The 24,160-nt window shown below is 38.0% G+C and carries 24 protein-coding genes and 1 tRNA gene; 13 read left to right on the forward strand and 12 right to left on the reverse strand.

Annotated features, from left to right (window positions below):
* Positions 1-455 precede the first annotated feature (455 nt).
* From nadD to CHU_RS02975, 4 genes are read right to left on the reverse strand one after another with little or no spacing between them, the layout of a single operon-like run.
* Positions 456-1,034 carry a nicotinate (nicotinamide) nucleotide adenylyltransferase gene (nadD, locus tag CHU_RS02960; RefSeq protein ID WP_011584001.1) on the reverse strand — a complete coding sequence of 193 codons (579 nt, stop codon included), beginning with the start codon at positions 1,032-1,034 and terminating at the stop codon, positions 456-458.
* A 58-nt stretch (positions 1,035-1,092) separates the two neighbouring features.
* Positions 1,093-1,671 carry a guanylate kinase gene (gmk, locus tag CHU_RS02965; RefSeq protein WP_011584002.1) on the reverse strand — a complete coding sequence of 193 codons (579 nt, stop codon included), beginning with the start codon at positions 1,669-1,671 and terminating at the stop codon, positions 1,093-1,095.
* A 5-nt stretch (positions 1,672-1,676) separates the two neighbouring features.
* Positions 1,677-1,964, reverse strand: coding sequence for a zf-HC2 domain-containing protein (locus CHU_RS02970; protein WP_011584003.1), 288 nt, complete (start codon positions 1,962-1,964; stop codon positions 1,677-1,679).
* 11 nt (positions 1,965-1,975) lie between these two features.
* On the reverse strand, positions 1,976-2,581 hold the full coding sequence (locus CHU_RS02975) for a sigma-70 family RNA polymerase sigma factor (protein WP_011584004.1): 606 nt from the start codon (positions 2,579-2,581) through the stop codon (positions 1,976-1,978).
* Between the two features lie 100 nt (positions 2,582-2,681).
* Here CHU_RS02975 and CHU_RS02980 point away from each other — a divergent pair, with 100 nt between their 5' ends.
* Positions 2,682-3,929, forward strand: coding sequence for an O-antigen ligase family protein (locus tag CHU_RS02980; protein ID WP_238379332.1), 1,248 nt, complete (start codon positions 2,682-2,684; stop codon positions 3,927-3,929).
* Entirely contained in the window at positions 3,930-5,045 is a 1,116-nt protein-coding gene (locus CHU_RS02985; protein ID WP_011584006.1) for a polysaccharide deacetylase family protein, read from the forward strand.
* 31 nt (positions 5,046-5,076) lie between these two features.
* On the opposite strand, the gene CHU_RS02990 is transcribed toward CHU_RS02985, so the two are convergent.
* The 7 genes from CHU_RS02990 to CHU_RS03020 all read right to left on the reverse strand — a co-directional run bounded on the left by CHU_RS02990 (position 5,077) and on the right by CHU_RS03020 (position 12,046).
* On the reverse strand, positions 5,077-6,117 hold the full coding sequence (locus CHU_RS02990; RefSeq protein ID WP_011584007.1) for a glycosyltransferase: 1,041 nt from the start codon (positions 6,115-6,117) through the stop codon (positions 5,077-5,079).
* A 3-nt stretch (positions 6,118-6,120) separates the two neighbouring features.
* Entirely contained in the window at positions 6,121-6,885 is a 765-nt protein-coding gene (locus tag CHU_RS02995; RefSeq protein ID WP_011584008.1) for a glycosyltransferase family 2 protein, read from the reverse strand.
* 14 nt (positions 6,886-6,899) lie between these two features.
* Positions 6,900-7,805: a hypothetical protein gene (locus CHU_RS03000; protein ID WP_011584009.1), complete on the reverse strand. Its 906-nt coding sequence runs from the start codon at positions 7,803-7,805 to the stop codon at positions 6,900-6,902.
* Positions 7,806-8,675: a glycosyl transferase gene (locus tag CHU_RS03005; protein WP_011584010.1), complete on the reverse strand. Its 870-nt coding sequence runs from the start codon at positions 8,673-8,675 to the stop codon at positions 7,806-7,808.
* Between the two features lie 68 nt (positions 8,676-8,743).
* Positions 8,744-9,268, reverse strand: coding sequence for a hypothetical protein (locus CHU_RS03010; protein ID WP_238379333.1), 525 nt, complete (start codon positions 9,266-9,268; stop codon positions 8,744-8,746).
* 389 nt (positions 9,269-9,657) lie between these two features.
* Complete coding sequence (gene ahcY / locus CHU_RS03015) at positions 9,658-10,965, reverse strand: adenosylhomocysteinase (RefSeq protein ID WP_011584013.1); 1,308 nt, start codon at positions 10,963-10,965, stop codon at positions 9,658-9,660.
* A gap of 316 nt (positions 10,966-11,281) precedes the next feature.
* Positions 11,282-12,046, reverse strand: coding sequence for a biotin--[acetyl-CoA-carboxylase] ligase (locus CHU_RS03020; RefSeq protein WP_011584014.1), 765 nt, complete (start codon positions 12,044-12,046; stop codon positions 11,282-11,284).
* Positions 12,047-12,095: 49 nt separating this feature from the next.
* Between CHU_RS03020 and rsfS the strand changes: the two genes are divergently transcribed.
* The 7 genes from rsfS (at position 12,096) to CHU_RS03055 (ending at position 20,040) form a co-directional block, all read left to right on the forward strand.
* Positions 12,096-12,473: a ribosome silencing factor gene (gene rsfS / locus CHU_RS03025; RefSeq protein ID WP_011584015.1), complete on the forward strand. Its 378-nt coding sequence runs from the start codon at positions 12,096-12,098 to the stop codon at positions 12,471-12,473.
* Between the two features lie 26 nt (positions 12,474-12,499).
* On the forward strand, positions 12,500-14,578 hold the full coding sequence (ftsH, locus tag CHU_RS03030) for an ATP-dependent zinc metalloprotease FtsH (RefSeq protein ID WP_011584016.1): 2,079 nt from the start codon (positions 12,500-12,502) through the stop codon (positions 14,576-14,578).
* A gap of 8 nt (positions 14,579-14,586) precedes the next feature.
* Complete coding sequence (locus CHU_RS03035; protein ID WP_011584017.1) at positions 14,587-15,234, forward strand: LutC/YkgG family protein; 648 nt, start codon at positions 14,587-14,589, stop codon at positions 15,232-15,234.
* Positions 15,218-16,003: a UDP-2,3-diacylglucosamine diphosphatase gene (locus tag CHU_RS03040; protein WP_011584018.1), complete on the forward strand. Its 786-nt coding sequence runs from the start codon at positions 15,218-15,220 to the stop codon at positions 16,001-16,003. Before CHU_RS03035 ends, CHU_RS03040 begins: the two co-directional genes overlap by 17 nt.
* On the forward strand, positions 15,970-16,788 hold the full coding sequence (locus CHU_RS03045; RefSeq protein ID WP_011584019.1) for a hypothetical protein: 819 nt from the start codon (positions 15,970-15,972) through the stop codon (positions 16,786-16,788). Before CHU_RS03040 ends, CHU_RS03045 begins: the two co-directional genes overlap by 34 nt.
* Before the next feature lie 104 nt (positions 16,789-16,892).
* A complete protein-coding gene (locus tag CHU_RS03050; RefSeq protein ID WP_041932157.1) occupies positions 16,893-19,235 on the forward strand; it encodes a TonB-dependent receptor in 2,343 nt (780 codons plus the stop codon).
* A gap of 7 nt (positions 19,236-19,242) precedes the next feature.
* Positions 19,243-20,040, forward strand: a complete 798-nt coding sequence (locus CHU_RS03055) for a DUF4249 family protein (protein ID WP_041932158.1) — start codon at positions 19,243-19,245, stop codon at positions 20,038-20,040.
* A gap of 2 nt (positions 20,041-20,042) precedes the next feature.
* Here the strand turns inward: CHU_RS03055 and CHU_RS03060 are convergent, their stop codons facing one another.
* Positions 20,043-20,945, reverse strand: a complete 903-nt coding sequence (locus tag CHU_RS03060; RefSeq protein WP_011584022.1) for a diacylglycerol/lipid kinase family protein — start codon at positions 20,943-20,945, stop codon at positions 20,043-20,045.
* Positions 20,946-21,274: 329 nt separating this feature from the next.
* Here CHU_RS03060 and CHU_RS03065 point away from each other — a divergent pair, with 329 nt between their 5' ends.
* The 4 genes from CHU_RS03065 to CHU_RS03080 all read left to right on the forward strand — a co-directional run bounded on the left by CHU_RS03065 (position 21,275) and on the right by CHU_RS03080 (position 24,119).
* On the forward strand, positions 21,275-22,315 hold the full coding sequence (locus CHU_RS03065; RefSeq protein WP_011584023.1) for a hypothetical protein: 1,041 nt from the start codon (positions 21,275-21,277) through the stop codon (positions 22,313-22,315).
* A 69-nt stretch (positions 22,316-22,384) separates the two neighbouring features.
* Positions 22,385-22,458: transfer RNA gene (locus CHU_RS03070), tRNA-Arg, on the forward strand.
* Between the two features lie 91 nt (positions 22,459-22,549).
* Positions 22,550-22,822 carry a hypothetical protein gene (locus CHU_RS03075; RefSeq protein ID WP_011584024.1) on the forward strand — a complete coding sequence of 91 codons (273 nt, stop codon included), beginning with the start codon at positions 22,550-22,552 and terminating at the stop codon, positions 22,820-22,822.
* Positions 22,823-22,907: 85 nt separating this feature from the next.
* The gene (locus CHU_RS03080; protein ID WP_011584025.1) at positions 22,908-24,119 is read left to right on the forward strand and encodes a T9SS type A sorting domain-containing protein; all 1,212 of its coding nucleotides are present in this window, start codon (positions 22,908-22,910) and stop codon (positions 24,117-24,119) included.
* Positions 24,120-24,160 lie beyond the last annotated feature (41 nt).

A 24,160-nucleotide genomic window follows, 5' to 3' on the forward strand; every position in this document is an offset into this window, starting at 1 on the left:
GAAAGTTTATATGATACTTTTTTAATCAGTAAAAGTTGATTTTTTATATAAATATTACATTTTAAACATATTTACGGCTTTATTTTAATTTTGGTTTGCTTATTTTATATATAATATATTAAGCTATTGATTATCAAAATAATAAATTTTTATTTATATAATTATACCAATTTGATTATTTTAATCAATAATTTAAAAATTAACATTTTTTCTTAAAATCATACTTTATTGTTGTTATCATATGTAAAAAGATACATTGATTTATGTTGTAATATTTGTGTAATTAATTTGTATAAAATGCTATTTTTATAAAGGAAATGGGGATAATAGGAGAAATGCCAAATTCTAAAAAATGAATTTTGGCGAATGAATTGTTAAAAAGTATGCTTTTTAGATTTGTATAAGAGGCGATATCTTAAGCATAAAACAATGGACAATAACCGGTTTTTCAGAAGTTAATAGTTTGAATAATATTTACGGCTTAAAATCAATTCTTCAACTTCTTTACTTACCAGGTAACGGATAGATTTTTCCTGTTTTACCAGATTACGGATATATGTCGCAGATATTTCAAGAAGAGGAGCTGCAACTAATCGCACGTTTTTGTGTTCACGTAAAAAACTATTGGATGAGTCTGGTCGTGGATATACGTATAAAGAATAGTGATGTAAAATCTGTTCGTGATTTTTCCAGTTCGTGAATTGATCCAGGTTATCTTCACCAATAATCAGCACAAAGGAGTGCTGCGGATATTTGTCGCTTATATACGTAAGGGTGTCTACTGTATAACTAGGTTTAGGAAGGCTGAATTCGATATCACTGGCTCTGAATTTTGGATTATTTGCTATAGCGGCTGTTACCATGTCAAACCTGTCAAATTCATGTAACAGCGATTGATTTTTTTTGAATGGATTTTGCGGACTGACAACATACCATACTTCATCCAGATCAGTTGTTTCAGCCATTGTGTTACCAATGATCAAATGGCCAACATGTATTGGATTAAACGAACCAAAGAATAAACCGATTTTCATGGTAATAAAAAGTATTGTCTGTTTCGCTTTTTACCGAATAAACAAGGAGAAGATAGGATTATTTACTGTTGTTTTCAAGAAAATGATCAATCAGCTGATGGGCTTTAACAAACGTTTCTTCCAGGCGGTCATTTACAAGAATTACATCAAACTGGTCCTGAAAAGAAGATTCGTATTTCATTTTTTCCAGGCGAGCTTTCAGGCTGTCTTCGGATTCTGTATTGCGGTCTATCAGGCGTTTTTGAAGTTCTTCGATGGAGGGTACTTTAACAAAAACAGAAAGAGCTTTGTCGCCAAACTGTTCTTTTAAACTCAAACCGCCTTTTACATCCACATCAAAAATTACATGTTTTCCCATGTCCCAGATGCGTTGAACTTCAGAACGGAGTGTGCCATAATATCTCCCGGGATATACTTCTTCCCATTCAACAAATTCATTGTTTTGTATCCGACGTTCGAATTCATCAACCGAAAGAAAATAATAATCTTTGCCGTTGGCTTCTTTACTTTCCCGCATTTCTCTTGTACAGGCAGAAATGGAAAATCCAATACGAGGGTCAGTGTTTAATAAATGCTGAACGACAGTTGTTTTGCCGGAGCCGGAGGGAGCTGAAAAAATAAATAATTTTCCTTCCATACAAATTAACAATTCTTATTAATGTTGCCTCTGATGCTTTCGATCAGGTTAGCAGGCACAGGGCGCTGTTCTAACTTATGCTTGATTACTTCCTTTACAGCTTTTTCAATGTTGTAATGATCATAACAGGGCGAACATTGATCAATATGCTCCTGGAGATAAAGCATTTCTTCCTTTGTTGCTTCTCCATCTAAAACGGTGTTAAGCCTACATAAGCAATCTTTACAACAGTAGCGTTGTTCGGTCTTTTTACCGACTAATTTATTTACAACCTCTTTAATAAAATCAATCATGACAGCTTAGCTTAATCGTGTTTCTTTCGTTGATCCTTATAACCCATTGATTGGGCATATTCCTGTAATTTTTCTTTTAATACATTTCTGGCTCTGTGCAGTCGGGAACGTACCGTTCCAATAGGAATGTCTAATATTTTAGCCATTTCTTCGTACGTAAAACCTTCCAGATCGCATAAAATGATGATGGTTCTGAAATCTACATCCAGCGCATTCAGCGCATTGGCAACTTCGTCGCCAATCATATTATTTAATGAATCTACCCGCAGATCGCTGGTGATAGGTTCATTTACTTCATCTGAGTTATAATAGGATTCAACTTCCTGATAATCGACTTTATTAGGCTCCTTCGTCTTGCGGCGATATTCATTAATAAAGGTGTTTTTCAGGATTCTAAACAACCATGCTTTTGCATTAGTTCCTTTTTCGTAAGAATCAAAAAAACGATATGCTTTTAAATAAGTCTCTTGTACCAAATCATTTGCATCGTCTTCATCTAAGGTTAATCTATAACCGAAGTTGTAAAGCGGGCCCAGTAGGTGCATAAATTCCTTTTCAAAAAGGCTATCCTTTTCTTCCTTACTTTTATATCGGGTTTTGGAATTTTGCTCCTCCATTCAATCAATAATGTCTATATTTACAGACTTTATGGTTTAATTACTAATACCAAATATACGCTTTTTTGTTAAAGTTGTAGGGTATCAACAAAGTCGTTTGATGAAATTATCAGGTAAAAATATACAAATAAATATAGCATTTATTAACAATTGGTTCCTCATTGCCGGTTGCCTTGCTTTGGTCGGTATCTTTTTTTCACGCGCTATGATCAGTATCGGAATGATTGGTATTGCGTTGCTTTATTTTTTAGACCGTGGCTGGGCAAAATCATTCACATGGAAACAGGAAGATTTACAATGGTTTGCAGGCTTACCTATATTAATTATTTATTTGATCGGGGTGTTATGGACCGATGATTATTCGTACTGGACGGAACGTGTGCAGGTAAAAATTCCTCTGTTGTTTTTACCATTAGGCTTCTGGGCAGTAAAAGATTCGATCACGCGTGCTACCATAGATGTACTGATCATGATCTTTATTTCGTTGTGTGCTGCTACAGCATTGGGCAGTTTTATTTATTACCTGCTACATTATAAAGAAATAACAGAATCATATAAACATGCGAAAACAATTCCAACAATTATTGAGCATATTCGCTATAGCCTGTTGCTAACGATTGCTTTTTTTGCATCCATACAAGCCTATTTGACATCTTCTGTAATGGTTACAAAAGTGCAAAAAGGTATTGTAGCCGGTTTGGGTATATTTCTTTTTTTGTTTTTACATGTGTTATCTATTCGCAGCGGCTTATTGGCCTTATACACCACATGTTTTCTCTGGCTCATCATTCAGGTATTTAAAAGTGGAAATAAAAAACTGTTGCTGCTTTTTCCTGCTGCTGCTGCTTTTTTAGTCGCCATGTATTTCTTTGTGCCTTCGTTGCACAACAAAGTGAATTACATGGTACGCGATGTAAATCAATTTGTAACAGGTAAAAGTGTAAATAATTATTCAGACGGAAACCGTTTGCTGTCGATGAAGATCGGGGTGGAGGTTGGTATGCAGCATCCATGGATTGGTGTTGGGAGCGGTGATGTACAGCAGGAAATGAATGCAGTATATAAAAAAGAATATCCGGATATTGATGAACACAACTGGCTCATTCCACATTCGCAATTCGTATATATCTTTACGGCATTGGGTATCATTGGTTTTGTAATCTTTATGATCTGTCTCATTTATCCATTCTTAAATAAAGAAGTGTCTCTGGATATTTTCTGTATGGCCGTTTTGGTAAGTACATATACGTCCTATTTATCCGAAGCAACGCTTGAATTGCAGCAAGGTATTGTATTGGTAAGTTTATTGTTTGGCATGGCGTATATCCGTTTATTTTCAAAAGAGTAAATGATCTGGATCATTTTTATAGCAGTGTTTGCAGGTATTTTGATTTATTACCGGAATCAAGGTGTACCGGTAATGCTTTTTCATCAGGTACATGAGGGCTCAAATGTAAAACCGAAGGAGCTGGAATCATATTTCAGTTATTTGTCTGAAAATAAGTATCAGACAATTACATTAAGGGAAATTGATGCTTTGTATAAAGCGAAACAAAAGCTCCCGGAAAAATCAATTGTTCTTACATTCGACGATGGCTATTACGACAACTACAGCGTTGTTTTTCCTTTATTAAAAAAATATAACCTGAAAGCGATTTTTTTTGTTAATACATTATTTGTCGGAGAAGCATACGATCGTTCTGCAACAACATATGAACTGGCAGATCAGGTTAATTCAAATCTGATCGCCAATTATTTTAATTCATTGCCGACACAAAGCACACAGTATTTTTCCTGGGAAGAAATGCGCGAGATGGAACGGAGCGGATTGGTAGACATACAATGTCATTCGCACCGTCATGGTATGGTGTTTTCAAATACCAGATTCAAACAGGTTGTAAATGTACATCATGTATCAGCAGGAGATTATTTTGTTTTAAATGGTTCTGTGCAATCAGGTTTTCCGCTCTTTAAAATGCGCGGCGAGTTAACACAGGCCGGTTTACAGATTGATGAAGCAGGCAAGGCATTGTTTAAAGAATATTATTCAGGTCTGGAAAAACAAGCCCTTTCTAAAAAAGAAAAGAAACAAAAAGCGCAGCAATTTTTTACAGAAGAATTTATTCAGCAGCATGTTCATGCGTATAGCGATGCTGAATTTAAAGCGCGTGTTGAAAAAGAAATTGCTGAAAACAGTACACAGATCAATACACATTTGTCACATAAAAAAGCACTTGGTTTTGCCTGGCCGTACGGACATCAAAGTACTGTTTCGCTTCCATGGATCAAAGCGTTGGGTATAACCTATTTTTTTACGTGCAAGAAAGGTACAAATGCACGGATATTAAACCCGGATTTTATTTACAGAATTGAACTGCGGAAAGTAACAGCAAAAAGATTGATCACGCTTACAAAGATTAATTCTAATTTTGCCTTAGGCTGGCTGTACCGCTGGATAAGCTAGTGTCTAAGCGTCGTAGCTTAGTACACTGAATTTATACCGTCTTAAAAAAATCGATGTGTTCCTCATGAATCTTTTCAACCGAAAGATTTGAAACCGCATACGTATAGCCAGCTGCAACATTTTTTTTGTTTTGTTCCGGACTGTTCATTGCTGTATGAAGTGCTTCAGCCAGCAACTGCGCATTTTTCTTTTCTGTTACATAACCTCTGCCTGTCACTAGTTCATTCAATCCGCCGGCATTGGTAGAAACAACAGGTACTTTATATACGAAAGCATCCAGCACACTACTGCCCAGGCCTTCTTCTTGAGAAGACATGACAAAGTAATTAAAGATGCTGAAGTAATCTTCTACACGTTCTTTAAAACCAATCAATTTATAATAATCCTGAAGGTTATTGTCTGTAATAAATTGCTGTATGGTTGCCGCTAATGGTCCGCTGCCAAAATGCAGCAGTACAAAGTCTGAACGCTTGGTACGAAGAATATTTACCGCGTTCACCAAGGTGACCGGGTCTTTATGCGGAACGAGTGCTGCTGTAGTTCCGATAATGTTCTTGCCGGAAATTGTTAACTTTTGGAGTAATTCCTGTGCACGTGTTTTGTTTAACGTTTTTTCCGTTACACAATCAGAGATTACAACCGTTCTGGTTTTAATACCTGATTGTTTGAGTATTTTTTCTATCGCTCCGGAAACACAGATAATACCGTCGCAGGCATTGTATTTTAATAAAGTAAAAAATCCCTTCGGAACAAAATCCACACGTCTGGATAAAATGACTTTGCTGTTATGAAATGGTTTTGTAAGTATGCAATAAGTTAACTGCTTCGATGTTTGCGTATGAAGGATGGAATAGTTTTTACCATATTCCATCAGGAAACCGATAGACTTTGTGCTGGATGTTAGGGGGTGACAGGTAAAACCCGCTGCAGCTGCCTGCACATGCAGTGCAGAATTTTCGAAACAAAGCAGCTCTGCCTCATGACCCAATTTCCTGAAGCCAATCAGTGCAAGGAGTGTCTGGTTTTCGCCGCCACGCCAGCCTTTTTCTGTATTGATCTCTAGTATGCGCATAGCTTATCGGTTTTGCAAAGCGCGTAGCTTAGCATATTTCTGATACGTGTAATTGAAGTTAAAACAGGCGATCCGGAAACCCATAGCTCCGTCTAAGATACCAAGCTTGAAAAAATATTCTTTGATGAATGTAAAGGGCGGACTGATGTATAATTTAATCCACGAAGCCTTTTTGCCACGCGCCAATAATCGTTCAGCAAAGAGGGTAGTATACGTATCTGATTTCGACAGGTAGTCTTCAACAGAGTCGTATGAATAATGCAGGATACTGTTTTTTAGGGAAACAATTTCATACCCTTTTGGGTAGATGAGTGTTTCATGTACCGCAAGCGTATCCCATTCGGTATGTTTTTTATTGAACAGGCGGATGTGGTGCTGCGGGTTCCAGCCGCCGAATCGAATGAGCTGGTTGCAGAAATAGGTTTTAAACGGAATGTTGAATAACTGCAGGGGAGCAGTAAGCGGAAGCTGTTTTAACTCTTCAAGTAAGCCTGGTGAAACAACTTCGTCGGCATCAATCGATAAGATCCAATCGTATCTGGCGTATAAATGTCCGGTGTTTTTCTGTTTACCATAACCGCCCCATTCCTGCTGAACAAACGTTACGTTTAATTCCCTGCAGATCTCCGGTGTGCGGTCGGTACTGTATGAATCAATGATCACAATGTCATCTGTTAAAGCAGATACTGCTTCAATCGTCTTACGGATTTTATTTTCTTCGTTAAACGTAATAAGAACAACAGAAATATTCGATGCCGGATCCTTCATGTATCAGGGTTCAGTTAAATAGTTGCTGCTTGACCGATGGTGTATGCAGGGAATTTCCAGCGATTCTTTTTGCCCCCTAACTTGCGGATATTTTTTTTCAGGAAAGGAAGTGTTTCATATTCCAGTTTTGGCTTGATCAATACATCCGGACGAATAGAATCTATATCCTGGATCATCTGCTCAACGGAACCTCTGTTTAAATGATATTTAAAAAACTCTGCCAGCACAATTCTGAATTCCTTGAAGTTCCAGTAATGATATAAATAATCCGTGGCAGCATTCAATGTGCCCTGTTTCTGGAGCTGATAAGAGAAGGAAAGCTGTTCTACCACATGCGATTGGAATTTGTTGTAAATGGTATCATTGGTATACAATACTTTTTCCAGCAACTCTTTTTCGGTAGATAAAAAACCGATTACGCCGGCGTTCCACATCGTAATATCATATGGGATAGGAATATGATGTTGTTTCAGGTAATCAGTATTTTTTTTAATAAAAGCAGAAAATTTTTCAAATATTCTGTTTCCTCCTGTATGGATTCTTCCTTCATTATTACACATCAGCAAATTGGTTTTGCTGATTGATGCGAATAACGGTTCAATGGATTTTAAAAAATAAATATCTGAATCAACATACAAGATCGTACCCTGAAAACGTGTTACAGCATCCTGCAATATTTTTATTTTTAAGCGGTGTACAAATGCGTGTACGCCTTTATAATCAGCAATAATATCGGCACTCATCTGTACAAATTCAAGCGTTGCTGCCGGTAAGAAAGAAAAATATTCAGGCTGATCGGTATAAATTACAATACGGGTTTCGTTTTTGTTTATACCATGTTTGAGTAAGCTTAATATGGAATAACAACATTCATTTAAAATGTCTTTACTTCCATAGGATTGATAAACGAGATAATTCATTTATATTTTTATGTAATTTTTATATTCACCGATTCTCCATCCCGTTAGTTTTTCTATAAAGATTTTGAAGCGGTGTTTGGCAGAAAGTTTCTTTTTTCTGAAATCGAATTTGAATTTCCAGTTTTGCTGGTTGATCCTGTTCTGCATGGATGCGGGATGCGTACCTGAAAATAATTTCAATGAATCTACTTCAGAATAATCAAACAGTTCTATTTCGGGAATCTTTGATTCGATCCACTCATCGCTGTGCCAGTACTTAGAAAAAGACTTTGCTTTTTTGATCTGGAAGACTGGATTTTTTACCCAGCCATAATGATACATATAAGCATCGATTTGTTTTACATGAAGTTTTTGCCCGTCTTTGCGAAAACCCTGCGCATCTTTATACGAGCGGATTAATGGGTTCCTGCGTACGACACGCACTTCTTTGCGATACCACTTTGGGGCGTCACCAACATATTCATATGAACCAAAAAAATGTTCATAGTTAAAAAGCAGACCATCAACCGATGCATCAGACAGATATTTCTGCATTTCTTCTTTTACAACAGGAAGATATTTTTCATGCATAGCTTCATCGCCCTGAATATAGAAACACCAGTCTGTATCGGCAGATATGGCGTCCATCGCTTTATCCGTTTCAACGGCTAATACTTTACCGCCTTCACGCAGTGATTCATTCCATTCCGTATGTATGATTTTAATTCTCGGATCACCGATGTTATTAATTAATGCTTCGGTATCATCATCCGAATTACCTAAGGCAACAACAAATTCATCACAAACCGGAAGAATAGATGTTATAGCTTCAACAATCGGGTAATCGTAGGTAACAGCATTTCTGATAAAAGTAAATCCAGCAACTTTCATAATCTGCAATTTGATGCAAGATAATTAAAAGTAAAGTCCCGTACTACCTATTTACTGCCGGAAATGGATTAAGAAAACTGTTTGATTGGCTGCTGCAGCCCTTCTGTTTGATGTTCTGGTATACCATGGATAACCAGCTGATTATGGATGTCAGCATAATCTTTCCGCTGAAAAGAACTGATATGTACTTTGCGTTTCTGAAAGAAAATAACAATTTCTTTCCATGCATAATGCTGATCGTGCTTGTTGATGATCGTATAGTGTAAGGCACTTCGGAACGTATGCTTTTTGTTTTTACCAATTAATGGATGTTCAATTACTTCTGTTGTAGTAATGTCAATTTTTCTGGTCGTGAAAAGATTATACGAGGCGCCAATAAATACTATGCCCCAGAGAATTAAGGCAGAAATATCAATGTAATTGCAATTTGCTTGCGCGGCTTTTGTAAAAATAACCATCATAAACACCGAGACTATGATCAGAAGCACCGAAAGCAATATGGATGTATGGAATGCCCATGCAACACCTTGCTTAATTCTTTTTTGACAATTAAAAATAGACGTTCCTATTAAAGTCAAAATGAAGAGTTCCATAAATATGTTTGTTTCCATAGCTGTACGTGTTTAATGACTGATTTTACATAAGAATATATCGTTTTAACTTATTAATACTCGGTAAGTACTTAAACTAACAGGTTGAAGGCTTCCCAACACCTTCAATATCAATTTAAGAATAAAGTTAAAAAATCTTGTACTATTTTCTGGTATATTATATAAAACGTTATCTGATTTTAAAAGTTCTATATGTTGATATATATTTTGATAATGTGGCAATTATGACAAAAAATATCTTTTTTATGTAATCGAGACAACTTTTAAAGCTGAAATAAAAGATACATAATAATGTAATATAATTACCAAAAATGAATAAAAAAAGAGGTTCTGCTTTTGGCAAAACCTCTTTGTATTTGATTTTATACAGATTAGTATCTGTATTCGTCGTTTTTATATGGGCCATCAACCGTTACGCCGATGTATGCTGCCTGATCTGCAGATAAAATGTCTAATTCAACATCAATTTTAGATAAATGCAAGCGGGCTACTTTTTCATCTAGCGATTTAGGCAAGGTATAAACCTTGTTTTCATATTTAGAAGAATTTTCCCATAATTCTAACTGAGCAATAACCTGGTTAGAGAATGAGCTTGACATGACAAAGGAAGGGTGACCTGTAGCACAGCCAAGGTTAACCAAACGGCCTTCTGCCAGAATGATTACATCATGACCATCTACGTTGTAGATGTCAACCTGCGGCTTAACAGTAACTTTTGTAGAACCATATGTTTTGTTCAACCAGGCCATGTCAATTTCATTGTCAAAGTGACCGATGTTACAAACAATCACTTTGTCTCTCATTGCTTTGAAATGCTCGCCCGTGATGATGTTTTTGTTACCCGTTGCAGTAACTACGATATCCGCACGTTTAACAGCGTCAGCCATTTTCTTAACTTCATAACCATCCATTGCCGCCTGTAATGCACAGATCGGATCAATTTCAGTAACAATTACACGAGCGCCTGCACCTCTTAATGAAGCAGCAGATCCTTTTCCTACATCACCGTAACCCGCTACAACAGCAACTTTACCAGCCATCATAACATCTGTAGCACGACGGATACTGTCTACTAATGATTCTTTACAGCCGTATTTGTTGTCAAATTTAGATTTCGTAACAGAATCGTTGATGTTGATCGCAGGTAATACTAACGAACCGTTACGTTCCCTGTCTTTCAAACGAAGCACGCCCGTTGTTGTTTCTTCAGAGATACCACGGATATCTTTAACCAATTCAGGGAAACGGTCTAATACCATGTTTGTAAGATCTCCGCCATCATCAAGAATCATGTTCAATGGCTTGCGGTCTTCACCGAAGAATAATGTCTGTTCAATACACCAGTCAAATTCTTCTTCGTTCATACCTTTCCAGGCATAAACAGAGATACCTGCAGCAGCGATAGCAGCAGCAGCATGATCCTGTGTAGAGAATATATTACAAGATGACCAGGTAACTTCAGCACCCAATTCAATCAATGTTTCAATTAATACAGCCGTTTGGATAGTCATGTGTAAACAACCAGCTACACGCGCACCCTTAAGAGGTTTTGAAGGTCCAAATTCTTTACGGATTGACATTAAACCCGGCATTTCAGCCTCAGCTAATTCAATTTCTTTTCTGCCCCATGCAGCCAGGGAGATGTCTTTTACTTTGTGCTTTACAAATGTGTCTACCATTGTTTTCGGAATTTTCTAATTAAATAACGTACTGCAAATATAATTTATAAACTGTTGAACTTCAAATGTATTTACAGAATCGTCGTTTTGTAGTAATATAATCTATAATGATATGCTTAATTAGTTTTTTATTCTAAAAAGTGCCGTAAATCAGCTTTTGAAAAGTTTTATTTACGTTTGAAAAACATGGGATAAAACAAGACGGGCAGAATGTTAAGATACGCCGAGCATATTTTGCGAAGCTCTAGCGTCTGGGCTTTTCATTAAGAGGATTGACCGCAAGGAGAAATGCGCAAAGAAAGCAACTTTAAGAAACCTACTTCACCAGCGAAACTTCCTTAAACGTATACTGTTTAATTACGCCAGATTCTTTCTCTACCTGTAGCAAACCGCCTGGCAGCACGGCCTGGATAGTACCCGTGAAATTTCCTTCAGAATCAGAAAAATGTTTTTTTTCATTCAGCCCGTACAAATTCTGAAGATATAAGGCATCAAGTTCTGCAAACAATCCTTGCTCCAGCATGAGGTAATAGGGTTCCAGGTTTTCACAGATGCGGGTAAAAACTTCCTGCAGATGAAATGTCTTTGCCGCTTCAGAACTCATAGCGCCTGCAAAGGGCAAATTACCATCAGAATGATTTACATTTACGCCGATCCCCATCACAACTGCATGGATGTGTTCTCCACGCAGCATATTCTCAATCAATATGCCACATACTTTTTTATTATTTAATAAAATATCATTCGGCCACTTCACTTTTACAATATTTTCCGGTACTAATTCGTCAACAGTCTTGGCAATGGACAAAGAAGAAACTATATTTAGATAGAAAGAATCTTTTAGATGAAGTTTTTCAGGAAAGAAGATGACCGAAAATGTCAGATTTGAATCCGCTTTGCTTAACCAGCTATTGCCCTGTTGCCCGCGCCCCGCAGTTTGTTCGTTTGTTATGACTATCAAACCATTAACAGCCTTTTGTGCACGGATCAGTAAGCTGGCCTCTGTATTGGTGGAGTGACAGCTTGGCAGAAAGTGGATACTTTTGCCTGTGAATTGCGTATTGGCTGAGTTATTGTACAATGAAATTCTTAATTTTAGGTTAAATTTCGGTAAATAGTATCAAATTAGAGTGGTAGAAACAAAAAATAAGACAAAAAAGACTTCTTTAGCTGACACTGTGGTATTTGCGATGCAGGAAAAAAAAGCATACAGCATTACAGTGATCGATTTAAGGAAGTTAAAAGAGGCAGTAGCAGATTATTTTATCATCTGCTCTGCAAATTCAGACACTCAGGTTGATTCTATTCATGATTCTATTGATGAAATCGTCTTTAAAAACGAAAAACTGCATCCATGGAGAACAGAAGGAGAAAAACAGAAAGAGTGGATCATCGTTGATTACGGAGATGTTGTTGCGCACATCTTCAGAAAAGATAAAAGACCTTTTTACAACCTGGAAGAGTTGTGGGGAGATGGAATCATTACCAAAATTGAAAATTTAGACTAAGTATTCGTTCTTAAAGAGAGAGATATATGAGTATACCTGAGGATAAAAAAAAGAAAAAGAGTCCAATACCAAATCCATCACAAAAAACTAATTATCAGATTTTTTTAATTAGTGCATTATTGCTGGTTGTTGTGGGTATCGCTTATTTCAGCGGTTCCGGCGGCATTCAGAAAACAACCAAGCAACGCTTTTTTGATATGGTGCTTCAGCACGATGTTAAAAAGATTGTTCTGGTAAACGACCGCAATGTTGAGGTTACCATTACAGATGAAGCCTTAAAAAGCGGGCGATACGATGAATTGCTTAAAAGAACGAACAGTCCGTTTTCAGGTACAGCAACAGGTCCTCAGTTTCAATTTGAAATTACACCTTCATATGATTTTGAAGCGAAATACGAAGAGTTCCTGAACAAAGAAAAGGTTCCCAAAGAATATCAGGTGCCCATTGAAGTGGACAGCAACCGTGCTGAAGTAACCAGTCAATTGGTGACCTTAGGATTCTGGGTATTGTTATTTGTAGGTACCTGGTTCCTGTTCAGAAGAGTTTCCGGCGGCGGCGCAGGCGGACAGATCTTCAACATAGGTAAATCTAAAGCAGCATTATTTGATCAGGATAACAAAGTGAAAATTACGTTCGCGGATGTTGCCGGTTTGGATGAAGCAAAGGAAGAAGTAAAAGAGATCGTAGATTTCTTACGTTTCCCGACAAAGTTTACAAAACTTGGCGGTAAGATTCCTAAAGGCGCTTTGTTGGTAGGCCCTCCGGGTACAGGTAAAACGTTGCTTGCAAAGGCAGTAGCAGGAGAAGCTGGCGTACCGTTCTTCTCACTTTCAGGGTCAGACTTTGTTGAAATGTTTGTAGGGGTAGGTGCCGCACGTGTGCGTGACTTATTTAAACAGGCAAAAGAAAAGGCGCCATGTATCATTTTCATTGATGAGATTGATGCGATTGGCCGTATGCGTGGCAAAGGCGGAAACATGCCGGGTTCAAACGATGAAAGAGAAAATACATTAAACTCTTTATTGGTTGAAATGGATGGTTTCGGAACAGATTCAGGTGTGATTATCTTAGCTGCAACAAACCGTCCGGATGTATTGGATTCAGCGTTGCTTCGTCCGGGTCGTTTTGACAGAATGATCAGTATCGATAAACCGGATATCGTTGGTAGAGAGCAAATCTTTAAAGTACACCTGAAACCATTGAAATTAGGGCCTGATGTTGATCCTAAAAAGATTGCAGCACAGACACCGGGTTTTGCAGGTGCAGAGATTATGAACGTATGTAACGAAGCTGCATTGATTGCCGCGCGTAGAGATAAATCTGAAATTGATATGCAGGATTTTCAGGATGCCATTGATCGTGTGATCGGCGGGCTTGAAAAGAAAACAAAGATCATTTCACCGGAAGAGAAAAAAATTGTTGCATACCATGAAGCCGGACATGCTGTTGCTGGTTGGTTCCTGGAACACGCAGATCCGTTGGTTAAAGTAAGTATCGTACCTCGCGGTGTAGCTGCATTGGGATACGCGCAGTACTTACCAAAAGAACAATTCTTATATACGGTAGAACAGCTCACAGATGAAATGTGTATGGCACTTGGTGGCCGTGCCGCTGAAGACATCATCTTCGGTAAAATTTCTACCGGAGCGTTAAGTGATTTAGAACGTATTACTAAAATGGCATACGGAATGGTATCTATTTATGGTATGAATGATAAGATCGGAAATATTTCTTTCTACGATTCCAAAGCTGGTGATTATTCATTCAACAAGCCATACTCTGAATCAACGGCACAGACCATTGATGAGGAAGCACGCAACATTGTACATGAAGCATACAACAGAACGAAAAAACTGTTGCTTGAAAAGCAGCCGGAACTTGAAATAGTTGCAAAGCAATTGCTAGAGAAAGAAATATTATTCCAGTCGGATCTGGAGAAACTGATTGGTAAGCGCCCGTTTGAAGCTGAAACAACCTATCAGGCATTTACAAATAAAGTAGATGCTCCTGAAACACTGCCCGATATCATACCCAATCCGGCACAGCAGGAAGGGAATTCAGGTTCTTCAACCTATTCAACAAACGAAGGAACGTATAATAAATAATCTTCTTTATGGCGCTTAATCCTTCCAAAGAAGCAATACTAAAAAGAATACGGCAAGGTTTGACCCGGAGGAATCCACTTCCTCCGGAACCGAATTTTACCACAGATATATACAGCAGATCCCCGGAAGAGGATCTGTCTGTTGTTTTTGCTCAGCAGTTTCTACATCATAAAGGAGAATTTTATTTTGTGGAAAATGAAAAAGAACTGTGTGAGGTTATTACTGATGTTGCTAAAATTAAAAGTTTTAACAATATCTATGTATGGGAGAAATCATTGATAGATATGTTAGCTCCTTCCGCTCTGGTATTTGAAACAAGTGAAAAGGATTTCACGCAGGCTGGCGTGGGTATCACAACCTGTGAAGCGCTGATCGCACGTACAGGCAGCGCATTGGTAAGCTCCGCCAAATTATCCGGCAGAAGACTTTCCATTTATCCGCATATACATGTAGTGATTGCAAGAACCTCACAGCTGGTATATGATATTAAAGACGGGATGGAGCGGATGAAAAATACGTATGGTGCAAACCTGCCGTCCATGATCTGCCTGGAAACTGGCCCGAGCCGTACGGCTGATATTGAAAAAACACTTGTATTGGGCGCACATGGCCCTAAAGAATTATTAGTCTTTTTAATAGATGATTCATCAAATTGAATCTGTTCAGGCAGGTAAAAAAATATATTTCCTTTCCGATTTTCATTTAGGTGTTCCTTCAGATGAAGAAAGCTGGAAAAGAGAAAAAAAGATTATTCGATTTCTGGATTCAATCACACCTGCAGCGCAGGCAGTTTTTTTATTAGGTGATATCTTCGACTTCTGGTTTGAATACAAACACGTCATACCAAAAGGCTTCGCACGTTTACAAGGTAAGATCGCACAGCTTACAGATTCCGGCATTCCGGTTTATTTATATACAGGCAATCACGACCTGTGGATGTTCGGTTATCTGGAAAAAGAATTAGGTGTAACTGTTTTTCATAAACCCATCGATTGGGAAATTGCCGGGAAAAAATTTCTGATCGGTCACGGAGACGGACTCGGCCCGGGTGATTTTGTATATAAGTGTACCAAAAAAGTATTTGTCAATCCGTTTTTTCAATGGGTATTCAAAATGACTCCGCCGGCAATTGGTATGGGAATAGCAAAATTCTGGTCCGGTAAAAGTCGTCAGCATAATACCGACGATCGGTTTTTTGAAGAAAAAGAATTTTTGTGGCAATATTGTAAAGAACAAAACGTACTAAAACATAGGTCTTATTATATATTCGGACATAGGCATATGCCGCTGGATCTGCCGGTAGGTGATTCAGCGCGATATGTGAACATTGGAGACTGGATTAAATTTGATACGTTTGCAGAATTCGATGGCAACGAGCTAAAACTTATTTCATGGAAAGAAACATCAGAGCCATATTCGCTGTAGTCTGTTTATTTTTATTTGCGTTTGTTTCTCAGGCACAACAGATCAGGCAGCTCGAAGCTGTTAAAATTCCTAAACAGATCGGATGTATTTCTTCGGATCCGTATGGATTTATTTATTTAACAGACATTACAGGTAATATTTATAAAATTGATTCGTTAGGGAAGCAGTTTGTACTAGCATCTCCACCAAGACGCGGACAAATTACATCCATTGAAGCATACCGGAATGTAAATATTTTTGTATTCTACAGTGAATATCAAGTCTATTACTATTACGATCGCTTTTTAAATCCATCTCAATCCTTGAGCTTTTCAACATCAGCCGTAGGCTTTGCCCGTATCGCAACTTCATCACTGGATCAGAATGTATGGCTCGTGGATGATCAGGATTTTAGTTTGAAAAAATATAACTCTACTTATTTATCCGTTGATATCAATACACCTTTGGATCTGATTATAGACCCGGAACAATACAATATGAATTTCATGCGCGAATACCAAAACCTGTTATTTATTAACGATGCTAATTCCGGTGTGTTAATATTTGATAACATGGGAAATTATAAAACACGCATCCCTGTAACCGGATTAACCTATGTTAGTTTTTCCGAAGAAGATTTGGTTTTTTTAAAAGATGGAAGTTTACATTTAATTAATATATATACCTACAAAGAACGCATCTATACAAATCCAATATTTACAGGCGCTACAGGAGTAATACTCATAAATAACCGATTGTATGTTACAACAAAAGATGCTGTATTGATTAATTTTTTCAAAGAATAAATATATTTGTAATAGGGGGGCTACTGTAAAATCTTGTCATGATAATGCATGCATGTACTAGTACCATTTTAATTAACTGGTTTATTAAGCAACAAATTATACCAATGAAATATCTTATCCGTTTTTGTGTTTTCTTTTTATTAAGTATTAGTTACACAAATGCACAAACCAATTTTACAGTTACAGGTGTGGTCGCTGATTCCTCCGGATTACCATTGATTGGTGCGATTGTCAAAATAAGCGATGGCACTGCCGGTACGGCCACAGATAATAATGGCGCGTTTAAATTAACCTTGCCACAAGGAAGATATACGCTGGTTATTTCTTATTTCGGTTATCAGGAACAGCAAAAAACAATTAATGTAAATAAAAATCTTGTGGTCACAATCACGATGGAGGAAGATATACTTTCATCTGAAGTGATTGAGATTACAGACAAAGCGCCGAATGAAAATGTGACAGACACAAAAATGGGTGCCACACAGATTACTGTTGAAGAAATTAAAACCCTGCCGGCGTTATTTGGTGAAGTGGATATTGTAAAAAATATTCAGACACTTCCGGGTGTGCAGGTAGCAGGCGATGGGAACACCGGCTTATATGTACGCGGAGGGGGCGCCGATCAGAATCTGATTGTCGTTGATGAAGCACCGGTATACAACGCATCACACTTATTCGGTATCTTCTCAATCTTTAATGCTGATGCGGTGAAAAGTGCAGAACTGTATAAGGCAGGTATTCCTTCGCAGTACGGGGGAAGATTATCATCGTTGTTAGATGTAAAAATGCGCGACGGTGATTCAAAGAAATTTAAAGCTACAGGTGGTATCGGTATCATTGCAAGCCGTTTAACGCTTGAAGGCCCATTTGCTAAAGGCAAAGGGACATTCATTGTATCAGGAAGAAGATCGTATGCAGATTTGTTTTTATTACTTTCATCCAATCCGGATACAAGAAAAAATAAATTGTATTTCTATGATCTGAACGGAAAGATTAATTATCAGTTCAATAAAAATAACAGCCTGTATATATCTTCCTATTATGGAAAAGATAAATTCAAATTTGGAGGTTTGTTCGGAATGGGCTGGGGGAACTTTACATTCACAGCAAACTGGAATCATATCTTTTCAGACAAAGTTTTTTTGAATACAATCTATACGCATTCCGAATACAAATTTGATTTAGGAATTGATCAGGGCGCTATCGCATTTAATTTTGGAACAGGTATTACGGAGAACAGTGTAAAACAGGATTATCAATACATTCCTTCTGTACGTCATCAGCTGCATCTTGGCTGGTCTGTAAGTCAGCGCGAATATAACCCGGGGAAATTTACTCCATCAGCTGAGACATCAATTTTTGCTGAAACTGTACTACCAAGATATCATTCACTGGAAGGAGCATTGTTTGCTTCAAACAAACAAAAGCTTACGGAAAATTTAACACTGGATTATGGCTTGCGCCTGAATATGTTTAATAATGTTGGCACAGGTACAGTGTACAATTATAACGGAGATCCGGTTACAGGTACAAAGATTGATTCAACGGTATATGGAAGAGGAGATATAATTAATACGTTCTGGGGCCTTGAACCACGAATTGCTGCGCGTTATTTACTGGACGAACAGTCTTCTGTTAAAGCAGGGTTTAACCGCAACTACCAATATATTCATCAAATTTCTAACTCACTTGCGCCGGTTCCATTTGATGTGTGGGTGCCAAGCACCAATTATTTCAAACCGGAAGCTGTGAATCAATATTCGGTTGGATATTTCAGAAACCTGAAAGATAATACCTACGAAACATCGGTGGAAGGTTATTACAAAACCTACACAAATTCCATCGATTACATTGATAATGCAAATCTCCTGTTAAATCCTCAGATCGAAACGCAGGCGTATATTGGTAAAGCCTGGAGTTATGGGGCAGAGTTTTATGTAAAGAAAAAGAAAGGCAGATTGACAGGCTGGGTGAGTTACACCTTATCCTGGAGTTACAAACAGATTCCCGGGATCAATGATGGTAAAAAATATTTTGCCGGATATGACAGAAGACATAACCTGAATGTGATTGCCTCTTATAAAATCAGTGACAGGGTTACGTTCGGCGGACAGTTTGTGTTCGGTACCGGTCGCCCGATTGGCTTGCCAACAGGCGGAGGTTATGCAATCGATTATTTCTGGCTGGGAGTTTATCCGGAAAGAAACTCTTACCGCTTACCAAGCTATCACCGTCTTGACCTTTCCATCACCATTGATCAACGTAAAAAAGAAGGCAGAAGATGGGAAGGAAGCTGGAGCTTCTCGATCTATAACCTGTATGGATTCGCGCATATTAACCCATGGACAGTTGTAGCACAAACAAATAAAGACACCGGCAACAAAGAATACGTTGCAATTTATTTTCCGGCACCGATTCCGTCTGTTACCTACAATTTTAAATTCTAATTTTAAAATGAAAAATATATTCATTCTATTATCAGCAGTTTTATTAGTTTCCTGTCAGAAAGTAATAGACATCAATCCGCCCAAAGGGGAAGAGCGCGTTATCATTCAGGCATATTTGTATGAAGATTCTATAGCCAGAGTAGTGATTACAAAGTCAACCGACTATTTAAATAATACACCGCCGCCAAGTTTAGGTACCGGCACCGTTACATTGTCAGATGATCACGGCAATACAGAAACGTTACTATGGAATGCTGTTAAGCAGCAATATGAAAGTGTTGCAATGAAAGGTGTAGTAAACGATACGTATACATTGCAGGTAGATTTTGAAGGTAAAACATATAAATCCATTTCTATCTTACCGGCACTGGAAAAGAACAGTAGCATTAATATTGTATTTAAACCTGCTCAGGGATTTGATGAAGAAGGTTATTACATGCAGCTAACAGCAACCCTTTCAATGAATACGAAATTATATTATTTGTTTAAAGGATATCAAAATGATTCCTTGCTGAATGATGTAAACTACATCAATTATGCAAGTAATGAAAATACCGACGGACAGATAAAGGACCTGGATATGTACAGATATGAAAACGATGCTGTAGGAAAGGAAGCTAAGCTGGAAGTCTATTCTCTTACAGAACCTGCTTACAAATTTTACAATGCAGCCAGCTTACAGCTGAATAATGACGGAGGGTTTTTCTCTACGCCGCCTGCAAACGTGCCAAGTATGTTTGACAACAATGCGATCGGCTTGTTCCAGTGTTCCAGCATACAGGTATTAACCAAAACAATACAATAGAACTAATGCGCTGCGGGCGTAAGCACATGCAGCGATTTTGGATCACACCGAACAACAATCGTTTTATCTAACAGAACAGGGTCTCCGTCAATGTGCGCAGGCCCTGTTTCATTTTTAGTGATTTCTATTTTATGAAATAACAGTTGTGTGGTATCCTTATCGTTGTGCAGCTGTTTTGAAAATAGTTTATAAATTTTTTCAATGGCTTGCAACACATTCACCGGCTTTAACAGTACAAGGTTCAGTTGCTGGTCCGTTAGAGAAGCTTCAGGTGCAATAAACGCATTGTTGCCGAATTGATTGGAGTTGGCAAATGTTGTCAATAAAAATCTCCCAGAAATTTCCTGATTATCATTTAAGCGGATTTTCAGATCATCGCCTTTATACGAGCGTACTTTTTTTATAAATGCCTTAGTATAGGTTTTTAAACCGCGGGTCGGAAGTTCATCAAATACTTTGCTTACCTGTGCATCCAGCCCGATCCCTGCTGTACAGAAGAAAGGTTTGCCATTTATGTTGCCGCTGTCAATCGTAGTTACACTGAAATTATTGAGCAGGTCAATTGCTTTTGAAATATCTAACGGGATATTTAAATGCCTTGCCAGGCCATTGCCTGAGCCCATAGGGATAATACCCAGGCGTGTATTGGTGTGCAGAAGGGAAGACGCAATCTCATTCATGGTACCATCTCCGCCAACTGAAATAACATTCGGTATGCCTTGTGCCACCGCTTCTGCAGCCAGTTCCCGGCCATGGCCGGCGTACCGTGTCAGTACAATTTTTATTGTACTCGGATCTGCTTTTAAAATACGATGTACCAGCTCCGGAATTTTATGTTTCTGCGCTGTTCCCGAGATCGGATTTATAATGAATAAGAATTGAATGTCTGAATGAAGATCCTGCATGCAGTGTAAAGATAGAAGTTTTAGACAGAATTATGAATTAATTGCCTTCGGCGAAATGATGTTTACTGTAGCATTTTCATTCTTTAACGAACCAATGCGGAAAAACTATTGATTTTTAAAACCATCACATAAATGTGCCGGCCATGAAGCGCAGCACATGTTGATTAAAGAACTGTTGCGCTTCATGGCTCTTGTGCTTTAGCCAACGGTTATAATGTTGGCGGCAATTCACAAATAGCTTGTACTGACCACTGACTACTATACACTAACCACTGTCAACTGTCCACTATTTCTCTTATCTTGTAGTCGTACACGTTATTCGTATCCGGATGTCAGAAATTTCTAAAAAGAAAATCGTTTATAAGATCGGAAAGCCTTTGCGTAAGTATCTCTTTCAGTTTGACAGAGAGCAGAAAGTACCCTTATCCTATACGGATCTAACCCGGTTTACCAGCCGCATTTCGTTAAAGGATCGCTATGGGAAAGATACCTTGTGGGACAGTGTGTATTACAGCAATTCCGATATGGTGGAAATATACGATGGTTTAAAACGTATCTATGCAGTGCTTAAGATCGGCGGAGATCTGAGTGTAACCGAACACTTGTTCATTGACCGTATTGACCTCTGCGTGTATGGCAATACAAAGCCCTTTCGCGTACGTGTGGTAAACCGGATCAACGATAACTACGATTATTTTTATGTGAAGGTGGCAGATGCTTCGAGGGTATACGGTCTGGAGCTGGAGCATATTTTATCGCCTAACAACATCAGTTATTTAATAGACGGTGATACGTTGATCGAAGATCATATTGTAGGCATACCGGGCGATATGTTCATCAATCAGTATCTGAAATTAATGACGCTGAATAAAATCCGTCTGGCAAAAGAATTTGTAAAATTTAACGAACGCTGCTTCATCCGTTTGCTGGGCGATATGCATTCCAGTAATTATGTCGTAGAGATGACCCCCGATTTCGAAGAATTTCATTACCGGATCCGGGCAATCGATTTTGACCAGCAATGTTATGAAGGTGCCAAATGGGTATATCTACCTCAATTCTTCAAACAGAATAATACACTGATCGATATTGTTAAGGAAGTATTAAGCGAAGAAAGTATTCAGCAATATCAATTTGAGGAACGTGCCATGATGGCATCCAGATTACGGGCAAATAAATACCGGATCAAAGGGCTCTGGGATGCCGTGATGCGTGATACCATTGCACCCCAATCGCATGTGGAAAAATTGAAAAATGAGCTGGCAAAACATTACAATGACCCTGATTTTCTGAAGTGTAAGCAAATGGGCGCACTCATCCGTACCAGTTTATATAGGTTACTGAAAGACACCCGTGTGCGTAAAAAATAGGTTTTTTTACACGAAAGCTTGTTTCAAAAGAGAAAGATATGTACTTTTGCACTCCCCAATAAGGGAATTGGCTTCGTAGCTCAATTGAATAGAGCACCTGATTACGGCTCAGGAGGTTTTAGGTTTGAATCCTAACGAGGTCACAAAGTCCTGCTGAAAAGCAGGACTTTTTTTATGCCTTTTCTCAGCAATATCCGTTAAAAGAACAATCTGTTAAATTTCATACCTCCTGATATGCCCGCACCATACCTGAATCATTCTGCCTGTGAAAAACTAAAAACAGTTGTAGATGGAGTGATGGCCACACAATTTGATGCGCAAGATGATCTCAGGATCACCTATAATACCAATCAGATCAATCCCGATACCTGCAGAGCGATCCTAAACGGCAATTATTATAAATTACACTACCTGAATGTTGTGTGTATTGTAGAAAACCTAACCGTTACCAGAATGATTCATATATATACAGACCTTTCATCAAAAATCTACAACAGCCAGATATGACTTATCCGTTATTTTAATTGATAACCTTTTTGGAGTAGAATTTTTACTAGTTTTAGTCTATTATCTTACAGTTAACTTATATTTTATGATCCGTACTAAACTTTTCTTTTTCCTTTTAGGGTATGTTCTTTTATTCCAATCAAATGCGCAGCAATGGTCTATTGTATTTCAAAATCTGAATAGCACCCAGCGCTTCGAAACCATTGATGCGGCTAGCCACGATACACTATTATTTTCAGGACCTTTTGCAGCAACAGGGATTAATTACAACCGGGCTGCCACCGCAGATTGGTATACTGTACCTACTGCCTGGGGATTTCGTAAAATGTCATTTATTCCGGGTACCAAAACAGGATACGGTGCAGCAGCTGTAGATAAAGGTTTAATGAAAACAGTAGACGGAGGCAAAACATGGTCATTACTTTCCCGGCCAAGTGTTACAGCAATGAATAGTGTCTTTGCTGTGAATGAAAATAATGTTTTTTTTGGCGGATCGGGTGAGGTATGGCGATCTGTAAACGGTACCACATTTACTGTTGCACCTGTATCGCAGGATTTCGTAGCCCTGGCTGACGATATTTTTTTTGTGAATCAAAATACGGGTTACATGATTACAAGTGATTTTGATATCAGAAAAACAACAAATGGAGGTAACACATGGACAGTTGTTTCAAGTATCGTAAACATATCCAAAAGAATATTTTTTACGAGTGAAACGGTCGGATACATTGCCGGCTCCGGCGGAATTTATAAAACTACTGACGGTGCACAAAGCTGGCTTAAAGTTTACACGGCTAAGAATATCGAATTTTTCCGGGGAATCAGTTTTTTTGATGCAGATAACGGTGTAGCAGTGAGTGATGCAGGAAAAATAATATATACACATGATGCAGGTATTAGCTGGTCGCATAGTAATTCAGGAACAACAGTTGATTTGTATGGCGTGTATATGCTGAGCGCAACGTCTGCTCTGGCATGCGGAGATAAATTTACGGTTATACAAAGCAATAATATTGATCAGACAGTTGTGACTGCACTTAATGAAAATACTGCAGATGCTTTTATTTCCATTTATCCGAATCCTGTACAGGAAAAATGTATCATAAACTATTCAGGTGTAATAAAGGATCAACTGAAAGCCGATATCTATAATAGTATAGGAGAAAAAATAATTTCTATAGCATTAACTGAAAAACAAACTGCAATTGATGTTGAAGGACTTTTATCGGGTGTATACAATTGCATAATAACAGAACAAGGGAATATTTTGGCAAACGAAAAGATTGTGATTCTGTAATTCACATTTGTTCATATATACTATCTGATAAATGGATGATT

The sequence above is a fragment of the Cytophaga hutchinsonii ATCC 33406 genome (assembly GCF_000014145.1).
Lineage (GTDB): Bacteria > Bacteroidota > Bacteroidia > Cytophagales > Cytophagaceae > Cytophaga > Cytophaga hutchinsonii.

Bases quoted from the DNA above. Each gene is read 5' to 3' on its own strand.
- CHU_RS02980 (WP_238379332.1), top strand. From the start codon at position 2,682: ATGAAATTATCAGGTAAAAATATACAAATAAATATAGCATTTATTAAC.
- CHU_RS03005 (WP_011584010.1), bottom strand. From the start codon at position 8,675: ATGAAAGTTGCTGGATTTACTTTTATCAGAAATGCTGTTACCTACGAT.
- CHU_RS03055 (WP_041932158.1), top strand. From the start codon at position 19,243: ATGAAAAATATATTCATTCTATTATCAGCAGTTTTATTAGTTTCCTGT.
- ahcY (WP_011584013.1), bottom strand. From the start codon at position 10,965: ATGGTAGACACATTTGTAAAGCACAAAGTAAAAGACATCTCCCTGGCT.
- ftsH (WP_011584016.1), top strand. From the start codon at position 12,500: ATGAGTATACCTGAGGATAAAAAAAAGAAAAAGAGTCCAATACCAAAT.
- CHU_RS02995 (WP_011584008.1), bottom strand. From the start codon at position 6,885: ATGAAGGATCCGGCATCGAATATTTCTGTTGTTCTTATTACGTTTAAC.
- CHU_RS02975 (WP_011584004.1), bottom strand. From the start codon at position 2,581: ATGGAGGAGCAAAATTCCAAAACCCGATATAAAAGTAAGGAAGAAAAG.
- CHU_RS03040 (WP_011584018.1), top strand. From the start codon at position 15,218: ATGATTCATCAAATTGAATCTGTTCAGGCAGGTAAAAAAATATATTTC.
- CHU_RS03035 (WP_011584017.1), top strand. From the start codon at position 14,587: ATGGCGCTTAATCCTTCCAAAGAAGCAATACTAAAAAGAATACGGCAA.
- CHU_RS03050 (WP_041932157.1), top strand. From the start codon at position 16,893: ATGAAATATCTTATCCGTTTTTGTGTTTTCTTTTTATTAAGTATTAGT.
- CHU_RS02970 (WP_011584003.1), bottom strand. From the start codon at position 1,964: ATGATTGATTTTATTAAAGAGGTTGTAAATAAATTAGTCGGTAAAAAG.
- CHU_RS02985 (WP_011584006.1), top strand. From the start codon at position 3,930: ATGATCTGGATCATTTTTATAGCAGTGTTTGCAGGTATTTTGATTTAT.
- nadD (WP_011584001.1), bottom strand. From the start codon at position 1,034: ATGAAAATCGGTTTATTCTTTGGTTCGTTTAATCCAATACATGTTGGC.
- CHU_RS03065 (WP_011584023.1), top strand. From the start codon at position 21,275: ATGTCAGAAATTTCTAAAAAGAAAATCGTTTATAAGATCGGAAAGCCT.
- CHU_RS03045 (WP_011584019.1), top strand. From the start codon at position 15,970: ATGGAAAGAAACATCAGAGCCATATTCGCTGTAGTCTGTTTATTTTTA.
- CHU_RS03075 (WP_011584024.1), top strand. From the start codon at position 22,550: ATGCCCGCACCATACCTGAATCATTCTGCCTGTGAAAAACTAAAAACA.
- CHU_RS03060 (WP_011584022.1), bottom strand. From the start codon at position 20,945: ATGCAGGATCTTCATTCAGACATTCAATTCTTATTCATTATAAATCCG.
- CHU_RS02990 (WP_011584007.1), bottom strand. From the start codon at position 6,117: ATGCGCATACTAGAGATCAATACAGAAAAAGGCTGGCGTGGCGGCGAA.
- CHU_RS03080 (WP_011584025.1), top strand. From the start codon at position 22,908: ATGATCCGTACTAAACTTTTCTTTTTCCTTTTAGGGTATGTTCTTTTA.
- CHU_RS03010 (WP_238379333.1), bottom strand. From the start codon at position 9,268: ATGGAACTCTTCATTTTGACTTTAATAGGAACGTCTATTTTTAATTGT.
- CHU_RS03000 (WP_011584009.1), bottom strand. From the start codon at position 7,805: ATGAATTATCTCGTTTATCAATCCTATGGAAGTAAAGACATTTTAAAT.
- gmk (WP_011584002.1), bottom strand. From the start codon at position 1,671: ATGGAAGGAAAATTATTTATTTTTTCAGCTCCCTCCGGCTCCGGCAAA.